The sequence below is a fragment of the Sphingorhabdus sp. genome, assembly GCF_046154385.1.
Taxonomy (GTDB): Bacteria; Pseudomonadota; Alphaproteobacteria; order Sphingomonadales; family Sphingomonadaceae; genus Sphingorhabdus_B.
This window is the reverse complement of sequence record NZ_JBJXFW010000029.1, coordinates 1-16,014: the sequence shown is the minus strand read 5'-3', so window position 1 is coordinate 16,014 and position 16,014 is coordinate 1. Positions and strand designations below refer to the sequence as shown.

17 protein-coding genes and 1 tRNA gene are annotated in these 16,014 nt (G+C 55.1%); 5 read left to right on the top strand and 13 right to left on the bottom strand.

Annotated elements, in window-relative coordinates; genetic code table 11:
• The 9 genes from uvrC to ACKVOS_RS05665 form a co-directional block, all read right to left on the bottom strand.
• On the bottom strand, nt 1-1,574 hold a 1,574-nt coding region (gene uvrC, locus ACKVOS_RS05705; protein WP_409211048.1), incomplete at its 3' end, for an excinuclease ABC subunit UvrC.
• A 165-nt stretch (nt 1,575-1,739) separates the two neighbouring features.
• Nucleotides 1,740-2,294, bottom strand: a complete 555-nt coding sequence (locus tag ACKVOS_RS05700; RefSeq protein ID WP_409211050.1) for a F0F1 ATP synthase subunit B — start codon at nt 2,292-2,294, stop codon at nt 1,740-1,742.
• Nucleotides 2,295-2,400: 106 nt separating this feature from the next.
• Nucleotides 2,401-2,895: an ATPase gene (locus ACKVOS_RS05695; RefSeq protein WP_409211047.1), complete on the bottom strand. Its 495-nt coding sequence runs from the start codon at nt 2,893-2,895 to the stop codon at nt 2,401-2,403.
• A gap of 61 nt (nt 2,896-2,956) precedes the next feature.
• Nucleotides 2,957-3,184 carry a F0F1 ATP synthase subunit C gene (locus tag ACKVOS_RS05690; protein WP_123153826.1) on the bottom strand — a complete coding sequence of 76 codons (228 nt, stop codon included), beginning with the start codon at nt 3,182-3,184 and terminating at the stop codon, nt 2,957-2,959.
• A gap of 43 nt (nt 3,185-3,227) precedes the next feature.
• Nucleotides 3,228-4,037 (bottom strand): F0F1 ATP synthase subunit A, encoded by an 810-nt coding sequence (locus ACKVOS_RS05685; RefSeq protein WP_409211046.1) that lies wholly within the window; start codon nt 4,035-4,037, stop codon nt 3,228-3,230.
• Between the two features lie 12 nt (nt 4,038-4,049).
• Entirely contained in the window at nt 4,050-4,367 is a 318-nt protein-coding gene (locus ACKVOS_RS05680) for an AtpZ/AtpI family protein (RefSeq protein WP_409211045.1), read from the bottom strand.
• Between the two features lie 184 nt (nt 4,368-4,551).
• Nucleotides 4,552-4,941, bottom strand: a complete 390-nt coding sequence (locus ACKVOS_RS05675) for a YdbL family protein (protein ID WP_409211044.1) — start codon at nt 4,939-4,941, stop codon at nt 4,552-4,554.
• A complete protein-coding gene (locus ACKVOS_RS05670; protein WP_409211043.1) occupies nt 4,941-5,180 on the bottom strand; it encodes a YnbE family lipoprotein in 240 nt (79 codons plus the stop codon). The genes ACKVOS_RS05675 and ACKVOS_RS05670 overlap by 1 nt, the downstream gene beginning before the upstream one ends.
• Before the next feature lie 25 nt (nt 5,181-5,205).
• Nucleotides 5,206-8,388, bottom strand: a complete 3,183-nt coding sequence (locus ACKVOS_RS05665) for a YdbH domain-containing protein (RefSeq protein WP_409211042.1) — start codon at nt 8,386-8,388, stop codon at nt 5,206-5,208.
• 111 nt (nt 8,389-8,499) lie between these two features.
• Between ACKVOS_RS05665 and radC the strand changes: the two genes are divergently transcribed.
• Both radC and ACKVOS_RS05655 read left to right on the top strand, forming a co-directional pair.
• A complete protein-coding gene (gene radC, locus ACKVOS_RS05660; RefSeq protein WP_409211041.1) occupies nt 8,500-9,195 on the top strand; it encodes a RadC family protein in 696 nt (231 codons plus the stop codon).
• A gap of 39 nt (nt 9,196-9,234) precedes the next feature.
• On the top strand, nt 9,235-10,488 hold the full coding sequence (locus tag ACKVOS_RS05655) for a multidrug effflux MFS transporter (RefSeq protein WP_409211040.1): 1,254 nt from the start codon (nt 9,235-9,237) through the stop codon (nt 10,486-10,488).
• 257 nt (nt 10,489-10,745) lie between these two features.
• Here the strand turns inward: ACKVOS_RS05655 and ACKVOS_RS05650 are convergent, their stop codons facing one another.
• The 4 genes from ACKVOS_RS05650 to ACKVOS_RS05635 all read right to left on the bottom strand — a co-directional run bounded on the left by ACKVOS_RS05650 (nt 10,746) and on the right by ACKVOS_RS05635 (nt 13,580).
• A complete protein-coding gene (locus ACKVOS_RS05650) occupies nt 10,746-12,305 on the bottom strand; it encodes an amino acid permease (protein ID WP_409211039.1) in 1,560 nt (519 codons plus the stop codon).
• 67 nt (nt 12,306-12,372) lie between these two features.
• Nucleotides 12,373-12,750: a histidine triad nucleotide-binding protein gene (locus ACKVOS_RS05645; RefSeq protein ID WP_409211038.1), complete on the bottom strand. Its 378-nt coding sequence runs from the start codon at nt 12,748-12,750 to the stop codon at nt 12,373-12,375.
• Between the two features lie 3 nt (nt 12,751-12,753).
• Complete coding sequence (locus ACKVOS_RS05640; RefSeq protein WP_409211049.1) at nt 12,754-13,071, bottom strand: phosphoribosyl-ATP diphosphatase; 318 nt, start codon at nt 13,069-13,071, stop codon at nt 12,754-12,756.
• Nucleotides 13,071-13,580, bottom strand: a complete 510-nt coding sequence (locus ACKVOS_RS05635) for a MarR family winged helix-turn-helix transcriptional regulator (RefSeq protein WP_409211037.1) — start codon at nt 13,578-13,580, stop codon at nt 13,071-13,073. The genes ACKVOS_RS05640 and ACKVOS_RS05635 overlap by 1 nt, the downstream gene beginning before the upstream one ends.
• A gap of 82 nt (nt 13,581-13,662) precedes the next feature.
• Between ACKVOS_RS05635 and ACKVOS_RS05630 the strand changes: the two genes are divergently transcribed.
• From ACKVOS_RS05630 to ACKVOS_RS05620, 3 genes are all read left to right on the top strand, one after another.
• On the top strand, nt 13,663-14,751 hold the full coding sequence (locus ACKVOS_RS05630) for a branched-chain amino acid aminotransferase (RefSeq protein WP_409211036.1): 1,089 nt from the start codon (nt 13,663-13,665) through the stop codon (nt 14,749-14,751).
• A 106-nt stretch (nt 14,752-14,857) separates the two neighbouring features.
• Nucleotides 14,858-14,932, top strand: a tRNA-Gln gene (locus ACKVOS_RS05625).
• A 285-nt stretch (nt 14,933-15,217) separates the two neighbouring features.
• Nucleotides 15,218-15,988: a serine protease gene (locus ACKVOS_RS05620; protein ID WP_409211035.1), complete on the top strand. Its 771-nt coding sequence runs from the start codon at nt 15,218-15,220 to the stop codon at nt 15,986-15,988.
• Nucleotides 15,989-16,014: the final 26 nt, after the last annotated feature.

Genomic DNA, 16,014 nt, shown 5'->3' with positions numbered 1-16,014 from the left:
GGCACGTCGTCAACCCCAATTTCTTCAAGCGCCGCCTTGACCGAACTCATTTGCCCCTTGCCTCCGTCGATCAACACAAGATCGGGCCATTGTCCGCCATCCCGATTGGGATCATCTTCCTGCGCCCGGCCAAAGCGCCGCTGGAACACTTCGCGCATCATGGCAAAATCGTCGTCCGTCGCTGCCTGCTTGATGTTGAACTTGCGATACTGCCCTTTGATAAACCCTTCCGGTCCGGCAACGACCATGGCGCCAAGGGCATTCGTCCCCTGGATATGGCTGTTGTCATAAATCTCGATGCGCTTGGGCGGTTCGGACAGTTCGAACAGATCGGCCACTTCCTGCAATAGCTTGCCTTGCGTGGTGCTCTCGGCCAGCCGCCGGTCGAGCGCTTCTTCCGCATTGCGGGTGGCCTGCGCGACCAGACGCACACGGTCGCCACGCTGGGGAACGGCAATTTCAATCTTGCGCTCGGCCCGTTCCGACAATGCCTGTGCCAGCAGATCGGCCTCGGCCAGTTCACGGTCGAGCAAGATCAGGCGCGCAGGCGGAACATCTTCGTAAAATTGTGCGAGGAAGCTTGTGAACACCTCGTCTTCACCAAGCTCCGAGACATGGGCCGGAAAAAAGGAGCGGTGCCCCCAATTCTGGCCGCCGCGAATGAAGAATGCCTGAATTCCCATGACACCGTTGCGATGCGCAAGCGCAAAGATATCGGCATCGCCGATGCCCTGCGCGTTAATTGCCTGACTGCCCTGGATGAAGGTCAACGCCTTGAGCCGGTCGCGCAGCATGGCGGCACGTTCGAAGTCCAACCCTTCCGCAGCAGCCTCCATCTCGGCGGCGAGCTTCGCCTGCACACCGGAGGATTTGCCATCGAGGAAGGCTTTGGCGTCGGCGACAAGATCGGCATAGGCACCATCGTCAATCCGGCCTACGCATGGCGCGGAGCATCGCTTGATCTGGTACAGCAGGCACGGCCGGTCACGGTTGTTGAAAAAACTGTCCGAACAACTGCGTAAAAGAAACAGCTTTTCGAGTGCGTTCAGTGTCTGGTTCACCGACCCTGCGCTGGCGAACGGGCCATAATATTGCCCCTTATGCCGCCGTGCCCCACGATGTTTCTGGATGCGTGGGAATTTGTGATCTGCACGCAACAGGATGAAGGGAAAGCTTTTGTCGTCGCGCAGCAGGACATTGTAGGCCGGGCGGTACCGCTTGATGAGCTGCGCTTCCAACAGCAAGGCTTCGGCTTCGCTGTTGGTCGTCACGATCGTCATCGACCGCGTCAGCGCGACCATACGTCGCAACCGGTTCGGTAGCCGGTCGATCTGGACATAATTGTTCACGCGGTTTTTAAGCGCACGCGCCTTGCCGACATAAAGCACGTCGCCGCGCGCATCGTGCATCCGATACACACCCGGCTTGTGCGGCAAAGTCTTCAGGACATTGCGAATGACCGAAACGCCGGTCTCCAGATCGGGCGCATCGGCACCCCGCACTGCATAGGTCGCCTTCTCCTCGTTGAAACGGGAGGCTGCATTTGGCTGATCGGGGCGGTCGGCTTTGGACATAAAGGAGGTGATGTAAGCGACGACCTGCGCCTACACAATGCGTTTCAAGATAAGGTTGAGTTGATTGTCTTCGTCACATCGCGACGGGGACAGCAGCAACTAGAGCCCAAAAAAAATGCCACCCCCGCATGCGCGAGGATGGCACCAATTTGCTTCGGTAATTATTTAGTTCAGCGCGTTGATCGACTCGTCGATGAGAGTCGCATCGGCCTTTGCATCGTGATGTGTCGCAATCAAATGCGCCGCAGCAGCGGCAGCGGCGCTTGCGGCCTTTGCGCGGACATCGGCTATGGCGGCGCGTTCTGCGGCGGCGATCTTTTCTTCGGCTGCTTTGGCGCGGCGTCCGATGAGCGCGGTGGCGTCTTCTTTCGCTTGTGCAACAATCAGCTTGGCTTCTTCTTCGGCCGCCGCCTTCATGGCTTCTGCGTCTGTTGCAGCTTGCTTCGCCTTGGTTTCATATTCAGCCTTGATGGCTTCAGCTTCGGCACGCAGAGCGATGGCTTGGTCCAACTGTTCCTTGATACCCGAAATCTGCTTGTCGAGCGCAGCGCCGATCATCGCCGGTACTTTTTTCCAAAGCGCCAGCGCAATCACCACAATCATGGCGAGCGCGACAAGCATGGTCGCATCAAATCCAAGTGCAGATGGCGTGGCGTGCTCTTCACCGCCATGCGCTTGTGTGCCGGCATGTGTCGCAGGCACTTCGTCATTTTCAAGCATGTCGAGTGCCTTCTCGGCCTCCCCGATCTTGGACGAAGACGATGCACTCATATCGTGACCCGCATGCGGATCAGCTTCAGTTGCTGTTGTAGCGGGAGCTTGTTGATTAGCCATTTGCCATTACCGCTTTCACTGCCGACGCGGCTTGCGCCGCACTTACCTTCGCACCGGAGACCTTTGCAACGATGTCGGCTGCGGCTTCTGCTGCAACGCTTTCGATGCTGGCCATCGCAGCGGCACTTGCCTTTGCAAGGTCGGCTTCAGCCGCCGCCAGCTTCACGCCGACTTCCGCATCCGCCTTGGCAAGACGCTGTTCAGCATCCTTCGCAGCCTTTGCCTTTGCTTCGTTCGCCTTTGCCTGCGCAACCAAACGGGCTGCGGCCAGATCGGCAGTACCGCTATCACCCAGATTATCCGCCTCGGAGCGAGCGCGTTCTGCGGCCGCAAGGTCGTCCGCAATCTTGCGATCACGTGCGTCTATGTTCGCTTCAATCTTTGGCAACATGCCTTTGCCGATCGTGAAATAGATCAGACCAAAGACAATCAGCAGCCAAAAAAACTGCGACGCATAGGTTTCAAGAATTTGGGCAATTTGGGGCATGATACTAGGCTGTCCTTATTGAAGATCGGGCCCCGGCGATGTGCCGGGGCTAAACCGTCAATTAAGCAACGAAGATCAGGATCATTGCGACGACGAATGCGAGCAGACCGAGAAGTTCAGCAGCCGCGAAGCCGATGAACAGACGGCCCTGCTGGCCATCAGCCGCTGCAGGATTGCGAAGAGCGCCCTGAAGGAACGATCCGAAGACGTTACCCACACCACCGGCGGCAAGGCCGGCACCAATTGCTGCAAGACCGGCACCGATCAACTTTGCTGCTTCTGCGTCCATGATATTAACTCCTGTTCAAAACTAAAATGCGTGGTGGAAAAACTCAGTGTAAATTGACCGCGTCGTTAATGTAGAGCGAGGTCAAAAGCGCGAAAACATAAGCCTGAATGGCGCACACAAGCAGCTCAAGCAGGGTGATGCCGATCATCAGAATGAACGACGGTATGCTGACCACCAGCGGCACCCATGCGGCTTGCGCATTCAAACCGTTGATGACAAAACCGGCGAGCACCTTCATCAGCACGTGTCCGGCGGTCATTGCCACGAACAAACGCAGGGCAAGGCTGAAAGGACGGATCAGGAATGAGAAAAGCTCGATCAGCGGGATCAACCACAAAAGCCACCAAGGTGTGCCATGCGGAACAAAAAGGCTGAAGAAGTGGAGGCCATGACGCCAGAAACCGACGACCAATACCGTGCCGAAGCTGAGCACTGCCAATACGGCGGTCACCGTCAGATGGCTGGTTACGGTAAAGGGGTGGACACCGGGGACAATGCCAATAGGCATCATGCCCATGAAGTTCGCCATCAAGATGAACATGAACAACGAAAACACCAAAGGCACATATTTCTTGCCTTCGGGACCGACGCTTGAGGTCACCATATTGTTGACGAAACCGGTCACGCCTTCGACCGCCATTTGCCAGCGACCTGGGACCAGATCGCGCTTCATTCCGCCCCACATGAAGAGCCAAAGAGCGCCCAGTACAATCATCATGAACAACGAAGAGTTGGTGAAGGAGACGTCATAACCGCCAATATTGAACGGCGCGAGCTGTTCAATCTGGAACTGGTGCATCGGATCGATTTTACCGCTTTCGCCTGCCACGTTCACTACCCTGTATATGCGCATCAAGCGCCCAGACTATTCCGGACGCTCGTTTGAGATCTTTATGATATTCCTGAAGGCGACCGCGATGCCCAAAAACATGCAGACCAACAGAAGCGCAGGGGAAGTGTTAAAAAGGCGGTCAAACAACCAGCCCACTAAAGCACCACCTGCAGGACCAGCGATCAATTCGGTTAGAACCCTGTTCCCTTGCCGCATTCCTTTGGCCGGAACCTGATCTTTACCCGAACGAACCGCTTCGGCTTTCCGCGCCGCTTTCAGCTGCATGTCTAACGAATCGAGCCGAGCGTCACTTTTACCGTTGCCATCCTGCCCGGAGTTGTTCGAAACCATGCGATTTATCCTTATTCTAAGGGCAAACCACCACGAAATCGGGGCAACCCCGCCTAGGCACGGGCGCTTTAGGAGAGGCCTCCCGACAAGTCAACAGCCCGACCGCAAGTTTGTTGCGCCGCAAAAGAAAAGAGCCGCGCCATCTCTGGCGCGACCCTGTTTTGTCTTTCCGCTCCCCGTAAAATCAAGGGCAGCGCGAATCCAGCTCCGGCTTTCCTGCGTCGCGCGTTTTCCACTGCCCGCTCGGGCTCTGATACTTTTCACCCGCTACGGTGCGTTCTGCAATCAAACGGCATCCGCTACGCAGCGCCATTTCCTCGACCGTTGCGCCATTGGCCAACGCTTCCTTGGAATAAGCCGCCTTGCGCTTGATGTTGATATCATCGACCAGCGCCTTGATTGCAGGCGAAGGCGAGGTCACAAAGCCGAGATATCCATCGGCCTTTTCCCCAACCAGACCGCTTTCGCGCGCACCTTGATAGGCGGGGTCGCGTCCGGACTGGAACGCCGCAGCGCCCGAAGCAGTTGCTCCAAGAAGCGCCGCTGTAATGACCATTTCAACTGACTTTTTCATCAAAATATCTCCGGATTCTCTTCAATAACCTTCTCGGACGCCGCGGCCAGCTTAAACAATATTTCCTGCCGTATCGCGATGTTGAGATTTATCACAATCGGTTTGTCCGGCGCGGTAACCTGTACACAGCCGGATAAAACCGAAAGCATGATCGGTGTCAAAACGAGTATCACTTTCCCCATGTTACGGCGAATCGCACTATCCATGCGGTTCGTCAATTGCCGTTGGTTATGCATCATCGCCGCTTTCCTTTTGCTGAATGGTTCATTCATCGGTTCGTTCATCTTTCTTCGCAGGAATATCTTCCGGAGCCGATGGCGGAACCCCTTTCTGCTGTTCCAGCAAAAATTTCAAATCACGCTCGGCAACATAGCCCGGATCATAATAGCCTCGTATCGAGCCAATCAATTTCAAAAACTCGGCTTTAACGCTGACTTTGAATTGGATAGGAATTCGCGCCAGCTGTTTCGTGATAAAATTCCGCTTTGCGCCGCTACCCTGTTGCAGCCCGGTAAAGCTTATGTCGGTTACGACTTCTCCATCCAGATCGCCGCCAACTCCGATGGTCAACGACGAATAACGGATCGACCGCAAGGCGTTGAAAGCGAAATTGGCGAAAGTCCCCATATCTTCATATGCCAATTCGCCCAGATAGCTCACCTCGCCGCCCCCGGGACGGGACACCAGCGCACCGCCGACGATCCGGCCACCATCCTGATTGAATATCATCGGCAAGGTGCCGTCAAAGACCCCCGTCACGCGCAGATTCTGAAAGTCGTAACCTGCAAGAAACTGTTCGGCATCAATACCAATGACACGAAATGTAAGCCGCCGCTCTTTTTCCACGCCGAAATCAAGCGTGGTTGGTTCAAGAACGAGCTCGCCCCCCGCAAACGGCCAGCGACCGGATTCGATCTGCACCTGTTGGTCGGGCAGCAATTGATATTTGATCGTGCCATTCAAAGCAGGAATGCCCGGATTGATCGACGCGATGTTCGCAATTTGGGCGGGTCCTGTTTCCAGACCGAGCAAATCTGTAAAAACCATCTGTGTCGAAAGCCCTTCAACGGGGCCAAATGCCGCCGCCAGATTCATACCCTGGGTCCCGACCCGGCCAGAGCTGCGGACGTTCTGGCTATCCCATTCTATGCGGCCATCACCGGACACTATGCCATCCACATTGGCAAACACACCAAGCACCAATGGCGTTAGTAAAGATGGCTGGAAACGTTCGTCGAACTTCAGATTGTCCGTCGCCAAAAGTGCCCGGCCACTGCTGTCGTCCAATTGGTGGCGGATATCCACACCGGCGACACGGGTGCCCGTTTCCGGCTCCACCAAATTCCCGATGGCCGTGATGATATTGTTTTCAAGCATCAGCATCATGTCAGGAACATGCAACGGTTTGAACCGATCCACTTGTTCCGCATCAAGGACTTTCAGGTTGCTGTCCAATGTCAGGGCATTGTTCAGATAACGCCAGTTACCCGCCGCTTCATCGATCAGCAGGGGAATATTCCCGATCTGCCCGGAACCGCCCTGCAACGTGCCGTTCATCCCGCCCCCGCCAAATCGGCCCGTCAGTTCCGCCACGGCAAAATCGGTGGCGCTCTCCTCTTGGCCAAGAGTGACCGCTACATCACGCGCCACAAAACCTTCGTTCAGACTGAACCGTATGGATGCGCTTTTTGCTGAAAGGGGCGCGCTGCCCAAATTACCGCGCGCCACAAAATTCGGCAGGTTCGCAGCAAAACGGGTCCGCCCATTGCCGGTCGAAAAGACCGGTCTTTCTCCGTCCGGGCAAAGCCGCAGGCTCTGCGACCTTATGGCGAAACTGGCGATTTTCAGGGAATCGAAACGGACCGATTGGCAGCTTTCATAAAGCGCGAGCCCTTGCCCGTCATAGCGGCCCGACAGGGGCAATTGCATGCCGCTGACAAATCCGTTCGGCATCGGTCCCGACACCAAAGCCTGACCGTTAAAGCGCCACGCGCTGCCCGGGCTGCCGCTGAATGCCAATGCAGGAATTGCCAGCCGTGCCGAGCCGCCGGTAAACGGCGCGACTGTTAAATTACCAGCCCATTGCGATCCAGCAGTCGGACGCAGGGAAAGCGTGGCATTCGGAACATCCCGTCCACTGAGCGCCAATTGCACGGGCGCACCGATCCGCCAACCGGATGAAGAAGACTGGATCACCAGCGGACTATTCTGGCGAAGCTGCGCGCCCGAACCGCTTTTGAGCGCCAACGAAGAAATGGTCGCGCCCATCCGCCCCTGAAAATCGCGGAAGGCATCAAATTCGAGATTGCCGTCAAAGCGATCCCCTGCCCGCTCAACGACCGGTGCAATACGCGCAAGCAGCGGCCCTATTGGTGTATCGCGTGTCTGGGCAACCAAGGCGCGCAGGCTTCCCAATGATCCGCGGTCCAGAGATCCACTGGCGACGGCCATGTCTCCGCGAGCTGACAGAGCGAATCTGCCGTCGTTAAGACCTCCATAGCCCTTCGCATTCAGCGACAGGCGTGGAACGGTCAAGGGCGCCGACCGCAGGCCTGCCTTTTCCAAAGCCAGCGTAAAATTGGTCCGGCGCATTCCACCATCGACCGAAACGACAGCCTTTGGCGCAGTCGCGGCAATGCCGGGATAGCGGATGGTGGCTGCGGCAAATCCGACATCGCCCACCCATTTGTCCAGACGCTCAGACAATTTGACATCGACATCCAATTTGGGCGCAGCCACGGCCAATCCTTGCGTTGTGCAGCCCAAAGAAGATGCGGACAATGGTCCGATCAGATGCGGCTGCCGCCATTCAAGCAGCAGCTTTCCGTCAAAGGCGACCGCAGGTGCGCGACATCCCGCTGCGGCAATCGCCGCCGACCGCAGCGAGAGGCGTCCGGCAAACTGGTTACGCAGCAACCCGCTTCCGTTTAATCCAACACCTATATTCCCCCACGGCGTTTCGATCCGCGCCTTCGCGTCCTTGATGACGAGCCCGATGTCGGGCCATTCAAACGGCTCCTTCGATGTGGGGTCGGTAAATTTGTCGAGTTCGCCGAACGACAGCTTTCCATCGGCATAGCGCCCACGCAGCGTCACGCCATTGGCACGGACATCCCGCAAGCTGGCACCGGAAAAATTGATCGCAACGTCCACCTCGATTTCGTCGGCTGTCAAATCGGGGCGGGCGGGATCACCGATGACAAGATTGCGGATGCGCTGGGTCCGAAAACCGATCTGGTCGATATCATATGTGGCGCGGACACCCTTGCTTTCCAGTTCGCCTTGCACAAACCGGTCTGCAATAATGTTGCGCTGTCCCCATGCGATCAACAGCAGGGCCGCGAACAGAAATGTAACGGACGCAAAAATGATCCGTTTCCAACGCACCCCACGAAAAGCTTTGGGTGCGCCATCATTGGTCAAATCTGTGTCGGCAGGTTCCTGCATAAACTTCAAATGCGGGAAACGACATGGCGTTGCAACGCCATTCGCGCCATGTGGCTTGCTTGCGTCATAAAAATCTTGGAAAAGGTGATGAATTGCAAAAGGATAGCTGCGATGGATGTCGTCGAGGGAAATGAAAATCATTATGGCACGGGTCATCGCGCGCGATTGCGGACACGGTTGCTCGAACTGGGTGGCGATTCACTTCTGGATCATGAGTTGATTGAATATCTTTTGGCGCTGGCGATCCCCAGAAAAGACACCAAGCCCTTGGCGAAACAACTCATCAAGCAATATGGTGGCTTTTCTGCGTTACTGACGGCCGATGCCGAAAGCATCGCGCGGCAACCGGGCATGGGTGACACAAGCACCGCGGCGCTCAAAATAGTTCAGGCCGCGGCACTGCGCCTGTTGAGCGAGCCTGTTCGCGAGCAACCTGTGTTGGCATCCTGGCAATCCTTGCTCGATTATTTGCGCGCCGACATGGCGCATTTGACTATCGAACGGGTGCGCACTTTATATCTCAACAGCAAAAATATGCTGATCCGCGACGAGGTGACCAGCGAAGGTTCCATCGATCAGGCACAGATTTATACTCGGGAAATATTAAGGCGCGCGATGGACCTTGGCGCTGCCGCTTTGATTTTGGTCCATAACCATCCCAGCGGTGATAGCGCGCCCAGTCGTCAGGATATTGCCATGACCCGGGATATTATCAACGCCGCAAAAAACTTCGATATTGCTGTTCACGACCATATCATCATCGGCAAAGACGGCTTTTCAAGTATGCGGAGTGCCGGCCTCATTTAGCGGGTGGTCAAAACTGTGCGGCTGCAGCATAACCGGGCCATGCATTCTCCCCTCCCCCGAAAAAAGCCGATTGGTGACAAAGAACTGACGGTGATGATGGCGTCGTTGATGGCGCTAAATGCCTTGGCTATTGACGCAATGTTGCCTGCATTCCCGGCAATCGTCGGCAATCTGAGCCTGGCCGATCCCAACAGCATCCAATATATCATCTCTATTTTCTTACTCGGCACCGGGGTCGGCGCGCTGGTCCACGGGCCGTTGTCCGACCGGTTTGGACGCAAGCCGATTCTCTTGATCGCCACCGTCGGGGCCGCGCTGTTTTCCTTGGCCTGCAGCCTATCGTCAAATTTCGAGATTTTGCTGGCGATGCGTTTTTGCCACGGGCTGATGGCGGCGGCGATGGGCGTGCTGGTTGTATCTGTTATCCGTGACAAATTTGAAGGTGACGCGATGGCGCGGCGGATGTCGACGATTTTCCTGATCTTCATGATCGTGCCGATTATTGCCCCCACTATCGGACAGTTCGTCTTGCTGTTTGCCGGATGGCGGACCATTTTCGACCTGATGGCGTTCATGGCGCTCGCCGCCGCCATTTGGGTATATTATCGTTTGCCCGAAACGCTCCGTCCGGAAAACGTCGTACCTATTGAACCCCATGCACTTGCAAAGGCTTGGAAAAAGGTCATTTTGCACCGGAACGCGACGGGATATATGCTGGGTGCAGGAATCGTCCAAGGCGCGCTGTTTGGATATCTCAACAGTTCGCCGCAGTTATTTGACGACGTATTCAACGCTGCCGAATTTTTCACAATCGGATTTGCCATCGTTGCATTGGGTATTGCCGCGTCCAATTTTACCAACGCGCGGATTGTCGAACGTTTTGGCGCGCGCCGTGTATCGCAAACGGCGCTGATTACCTTCATTGTCCTGGGCGTTCTGCAGGTTGCCGCCGCACAATTCGCCCCAACTTCGCTAGCTTTATTTTTGGTCCTGCTGACCGCAAATATGGCGATGGTCGGTTTTATTGGTTCGAATTTTTCATCGATTGCGATGACCCCATTTGGCGATGTCGCAGGGGCGGCATCTTCATTTCAGTCTTTTGCCAAAACAGTTCTGGCCGCCGGCATCGGCGCGGCCATTGGACAGAAGTTCGATGGCAGCGTCCTGCCCGTGGCCGCCGGATTTGTTATATGTGGTGTCGTTGCGCTGGGCCTTGTTTTGTGGTGCGAGAAAGGCAAGCTGTTCACACGCCCCGGCACCGCGCCCAAAATCCCGAACAATCCACGCGGGTAACGACCCGGCGACGTGCGGTCTTTTGTACATAAGTTCTGTCGCCGATTCGCAAGCATCGTCGACGGGACGCAAACACCGTCGCAGATATGCAAACTCCGTCACCCTGAACTTGTTTCAGGGTCTTAGTTTTCAACGTCGCAGTACTAAGACCCTGAAACAAGTTCAGAGTGACGGTAGAGTGTTAAATCGGGATGACGGTACGCAAACGTAAAAAGGGAGGCCGAAGCCTCCCTTTATATTCTACGCTACAACATTTTTTAATTGTCGTGCACAGGACCCGGGAATTCGCCCATGTCCGGGGCATCGTCCATCATCTGATCATGCTGAAGATTTGAATTACGCATGCCATAAACAAAATACAGCACAATCGCCCCAATCAGGAAGTAGATAAAGAACATCAACACATTATAAGGCACTGTCGTGATCAAATAGAGGCACGAAAAAATGCCCAGAATAGGAACGACCGGATAGAATGGGACCGAAAAGCCGCGCGGCAATTCGGGGGCAGCCCGTCGCAGATAGATGACTGACAGACACACAATAGCGAAAGCCGCCAACGTACCGACCGATGTCATGTCACCCAACACGTTGATGTCGAAGAAACCAGCTGCGATTGCTGTTAACGTGCCGACCAGCAGGGTGTTGATATAGGGTGTGTGGAACTTCGGATGTACCCGCGAGAAAATCTTGGGCAACAAACCGTCGCGCGCCATGGTGTAGAAAATGCGTGTCTGCGCGTACATCAGAACCAGAACAACCGAGGTAAGTCCGATAATCGCACCTACCTTGATTGTTTTCGCCAACCACGCCCATTGGGGACCAAAGCTGTCCACCACCACCGCGACGGGATCGGGCACATTCAACGATGCATAGGGAACCAGCAATGTCATGATCGCGGCGACGAGCATATAGATCACCGTGCACACAACCAGGGAACCGATAATACCAAAGGGCATATCGCGCTTTGGATCCTTGGCCTCCTGCCCCGCGGTCGAAACCGCTTCGAAACCGATATAGGCAAAGAACACAATCGATGCGGCACGCATGATGCCTTCAACACCAAATTCACCGTCGCCGGTATTTTCCGGGATGAACGGCGTCCAATTGGTCGCCATATATTCGCCGAGGTTAGACAACACAATAAACCCGCCGACAAGAATGAAGGCCGCCAGCACGCTGACTTTGATGGCCACGATGATATTGTTGACCTTTGCCGATTCCGACACGCCCACCATCAACAGCAGCGCCAGCGCCATGCAGATAAGGAAAGCGGGAAGGTTGAAGATCGCAGTCACCTGCGCACCATCGACGAGCAAAGGTGCACCATCACGCATCAGGACCTGACCGGTCGGCCCGGTAAACTGTGCGGGTATGACAAGGCCAAAGTCGGCAAGCAAACTGACCACATAGCCACTCCACCCGACCGCGACCACCGACGCGGCAAGGCCATATTCAAGAAGCAACAAGGCCCCCATGATCCACGCAACAAATTCGCCAAGCGTCGTGTAGCTATAGGTATACGCCGAACCGGACACCGGCAAAGTTGACGAAAGTTCGGCGTAACACAGGCCGGCAAAGGCGCACACAAGGCCTGCAACCACGAAGGAAAGCATAACGGCTGGGCCAGCATGAAGGGCAGCGGCGCTTCCGGTGCGGACGAAAATGCCCGCGCCGATAATACAGCCCACCCCAAGCAGAAGCAGATTCCATTTGCCAAGCGAGCGTTTCAATTCGCTGCTTGCCGATTCCCGTTGTACTTGCGCGATCGTTTTGCGCGCGAACATGCGCTGCATTACCGTTTGCGTTTCATTCGCCATCTTCTTCTCCCCGAAGGATTATTATTTTTTGGAAACTAACCGCAAATGCGCGTCGCGCAACTTAATTTCAGCGCGCAAGCATCGGCCCCAGCGGTTTTCCACCAAAAATGTGAACGTGCAGGTGCGGAACTTCCTGATGCGCGTCAAGTCCGGCGTTGGCGAGAAGGCGGTAACCAGGCTCCAATAGGCCCAATTCGCGCGCGACGTGCCCTATCGCCCTTGTAAATCCGGCTATTTCCGCATCGCTCGCTTTGGCGCTGAAATCATCCCAGCAGACATAGGCGCCTTTGGGGATGACCAGCACATGTTCGGGCGCTTGCGGGTTGATATCGTGAAAGGCCAGTGCCCATTCATCTTCGTAAACCGTGCGGTTCGGAATCTCTCCGCGCAGAATTTTTGCAAAAATATTCTGGTCATCATAAGGCTGTGTCGCGTCAATAGGCATGGTTCACTCCGATCTTGCAGCTTTTTCGGCTAGGCCCGACACACCATCGCGGCGGTCCAGCTCAGCCAATACATCTTCAAGTGTCACGCCGCCATCGGCCAACAAGACCAAAAGATGGAACACAAGATCCGCCGCCTCGGCTGTCAATTTGGCGGGGTCCCCGGATAGCGCGGCAATCACGGTTTCGGTCGCTTCCTCGCCCACTTTCTGCGCGATTTTTTCGCGACCCTTTACAAACAGAGCGGCAACATAGCTGCTGTCCGCTGCGGCACCGCGCCTTTGTGCAATCACCGTTTCCAGTCTATTAAGCGTATCGCGCATCATATATCCTTTTGCAGGGCCGCAACCATCATGCGATCTTCTTCCGGTATCAGCCCTTCAAGCACGCGCCAGAATCCGGTGACCGATTCCTGTCCGGCGGCGGCATAAGCGGCCGCGAGGCTGGTCCGCAAGGCTTCGAACAATTGTGCTTCGAACATTTTGCCTTCAGGGGTTAGACGCAGAAGCTTTTGCCGCCGATCGGCCGAACCGCTTCTTGTTTCAACAAGATTGCGAGTCCCAAGATCATTCAGCACCCGCCCCAGCGACTGTTTGGTAATGGCGAGAATTTTCAACAATTCGCTGATCGTTAAATCCGGCTGCCGTGCGATAAAATACAGCGCGCGATGGTGCGCCCGGCCCAACCCATGTTCTGCCAAACCGTCATCAATCGAACGGGTTAGCCGTGTATATCCAAAAAACAGCAGCTCCACGCCGCGCCGCACTTCATGCTCACGCAGGAATAACGGGGAAGCAGCAGGCGTTGCGGATAATGAAGATGGGACAGCCATATTGACGTATCTTGGCGCAGCCCATAGGACAGTGCAACCCCCAAAGGGTCCGGACTTAGACCACAGCAAGATGAGAGCAGATATGACCGCTGGTGCATTTCCATTTAAGGCGAACCCGAATCCGGTTGAAGCCGCACGCCGTGCCGAATTGCTCGTCGACCCCGGATTTGGCCGCGTCTTTACAGACCATATGGTCACGATCCGCTATTCCGATGACAAGGGCTGGCATGACGCAAAAGTGGGGCCACGGGGGCCATTGACGCTCGATCCGGCGACGGCGGTTTTACATTATGCCCAGGAAATATTCGAAGGTTTGAAGGCCTATCGCCTCGCCGATGGAACGATGGCGCTGTTCCGCCCCGAACAAAATGCGCGCCGGTTCCAACGCTCGGCCAAGCGGTTGGCGATGCCTGAATTGCCGGAAGAATTGTTCCTGCAATCCTGCCGCCAATTGATAGAGGTGGATCAGCACTGGTTCCCGCCGGTTGAAGGCGGGTCGATCTATTTACGCCCTTTCATGATCGCCAGCGAGGTGTTCCTCGGCGTAAAACCATCGGCCGAATATCTCTATATGGTCATCGCATCCGCTGCTGGAAACTATTTCAAAAGCGGTGCGCCCGCCATTTCGATCTGGGTTTCCGAACATTATACGCGCGCGGCCCCCGGCGGCACAGGTGCCGCCAAATGTGGCGGTAATTATGCTTCCAGCCTGGTGGCCCAATCGGAAGCTATCCGCAATGGTTGCGATCAGGTCGTCTTTCTCGACGCGGCGGAACACCGCTGGATCGAAGAATTGGGGGGCATGAACCTGTTCTTCCTGTTCGACGACGGCACCCTTATCACGCCACCCACCGACGGCACGATATTGGAGGGCATCACCCGCGAATCAATCATAATCCTCGCGCGGGAACAGGGGTTGAACGTCCGCGAAGAACGCTACTCGATCGACCAGTGGCGCGACGACGCCACGTCCGGGAAGCTTGTCGAGGCCTTCGCCTGCGGCACCGCTGCGGTCGTAACCCCGGTAGGCAGCGTGCATAGCCAGAGCGGCAGTTTCACCATTGGTGCAGGCGGCCCCGGACAGTTAACCCAGCAATTGCGCGCCAGGCTTGTTGATATCCAGCGCGGCACGGCGCCCGATCCGCATGGTTGGGTGCAGCCGATTATTTGAACGAAAATTCCTACTTTTCGGCAATTGCCATTGCTGAAACTCGCGTTATAAGGCCGCCGCAGCAGAGGTGGCGCAAGCCGCCTTATTGCGTTAAATGCCAAGATGATGGGGCGTCGCCAAGCGGTAAGGCAGCGGCTTTTGATGCCGCCATTCGTAGGTTCGAATCCTGCCGCCCCAGCCAGTTCAGAAAAATTTCTTTATATCAACAAGTTGATTGATAAATTCGGCTCTCTGTTGGACAGGTTCGTGACCAATCGTCCGGACCTCAGTTGATGACCTGCATCAGCAATGACGACTCGAAACAGATAGAAATGGCGCTGCCCGGTTAGGTCGAACCGATACCAGTCGAATTCCGTTAGTCCGAAAGTATAACTACGATCCCGATGGCATGGACCTGTTCAACGTTCTGAGATACCAATATTGAATGGTTACAATGAGTCAGATTATTTGATGTTTGGAGGCCTATGTGCTGACGGAAAAAGAAATATATATTGCCTCCCGTCATTCGGTTGCCAACATTATCGCTAAATCAGGGAAACAAAGGTTTGGATCAGGTACGGGATTCATTGTAAATGGGCATTTGGTAAGTTGCGCTCACGTCGTAAAGGTGCCATCCGGATTGGATGTAGAAGTTCGATTTGAATATCCTGATACTTCTGCCACACAAAGTTGGACCTACTCAACCAATTTGCCCTTCAAAGGCTTTTCCGATGAGAATAGCCACGATTTTGCAATCTTGGGCGTTCCCTCGTTTGTCAAACTAGGGCCATCGCTTGAATTCAGTGAGCAATTGCCAGTTCCTGGGGACAAGGTTTGTTCTTTGGGGTATCCATTTGAAGATCCAAACTTGACAATTCACCAAGGCATCGTTTCAGCGGTATATCGTAGCGGACCAGCCACAATACTCAAGCTGGATATGAGTGTAAATCCGAGCAACTCTGGTGGGCCTTTGATCAGTATGGCCGATGGAAAGGTCGTAGGTATTGTAGCTCGTAAGGCAACTGGTCTTACGAAGGCCTTCGATAGTTTGATCCAATCATTCAATAAAAACATGAAGGTATTGGAAGCAGCTTCTGGTAGCGTTACGTTGTCAGGGATTGATCCTCTTCAAGTTTTGGCAATAACCCAACAACAAATGCAGTCAGTCTCTGAAGAAATTAAGCGCTCGGCTAACGTAGGAATTGGATACGCGATCTGGGTAGACCCGCTTCGGCATGAAGCGGCATTTAACGTGTAGCGATTTGCGACATATCGTACTCGACG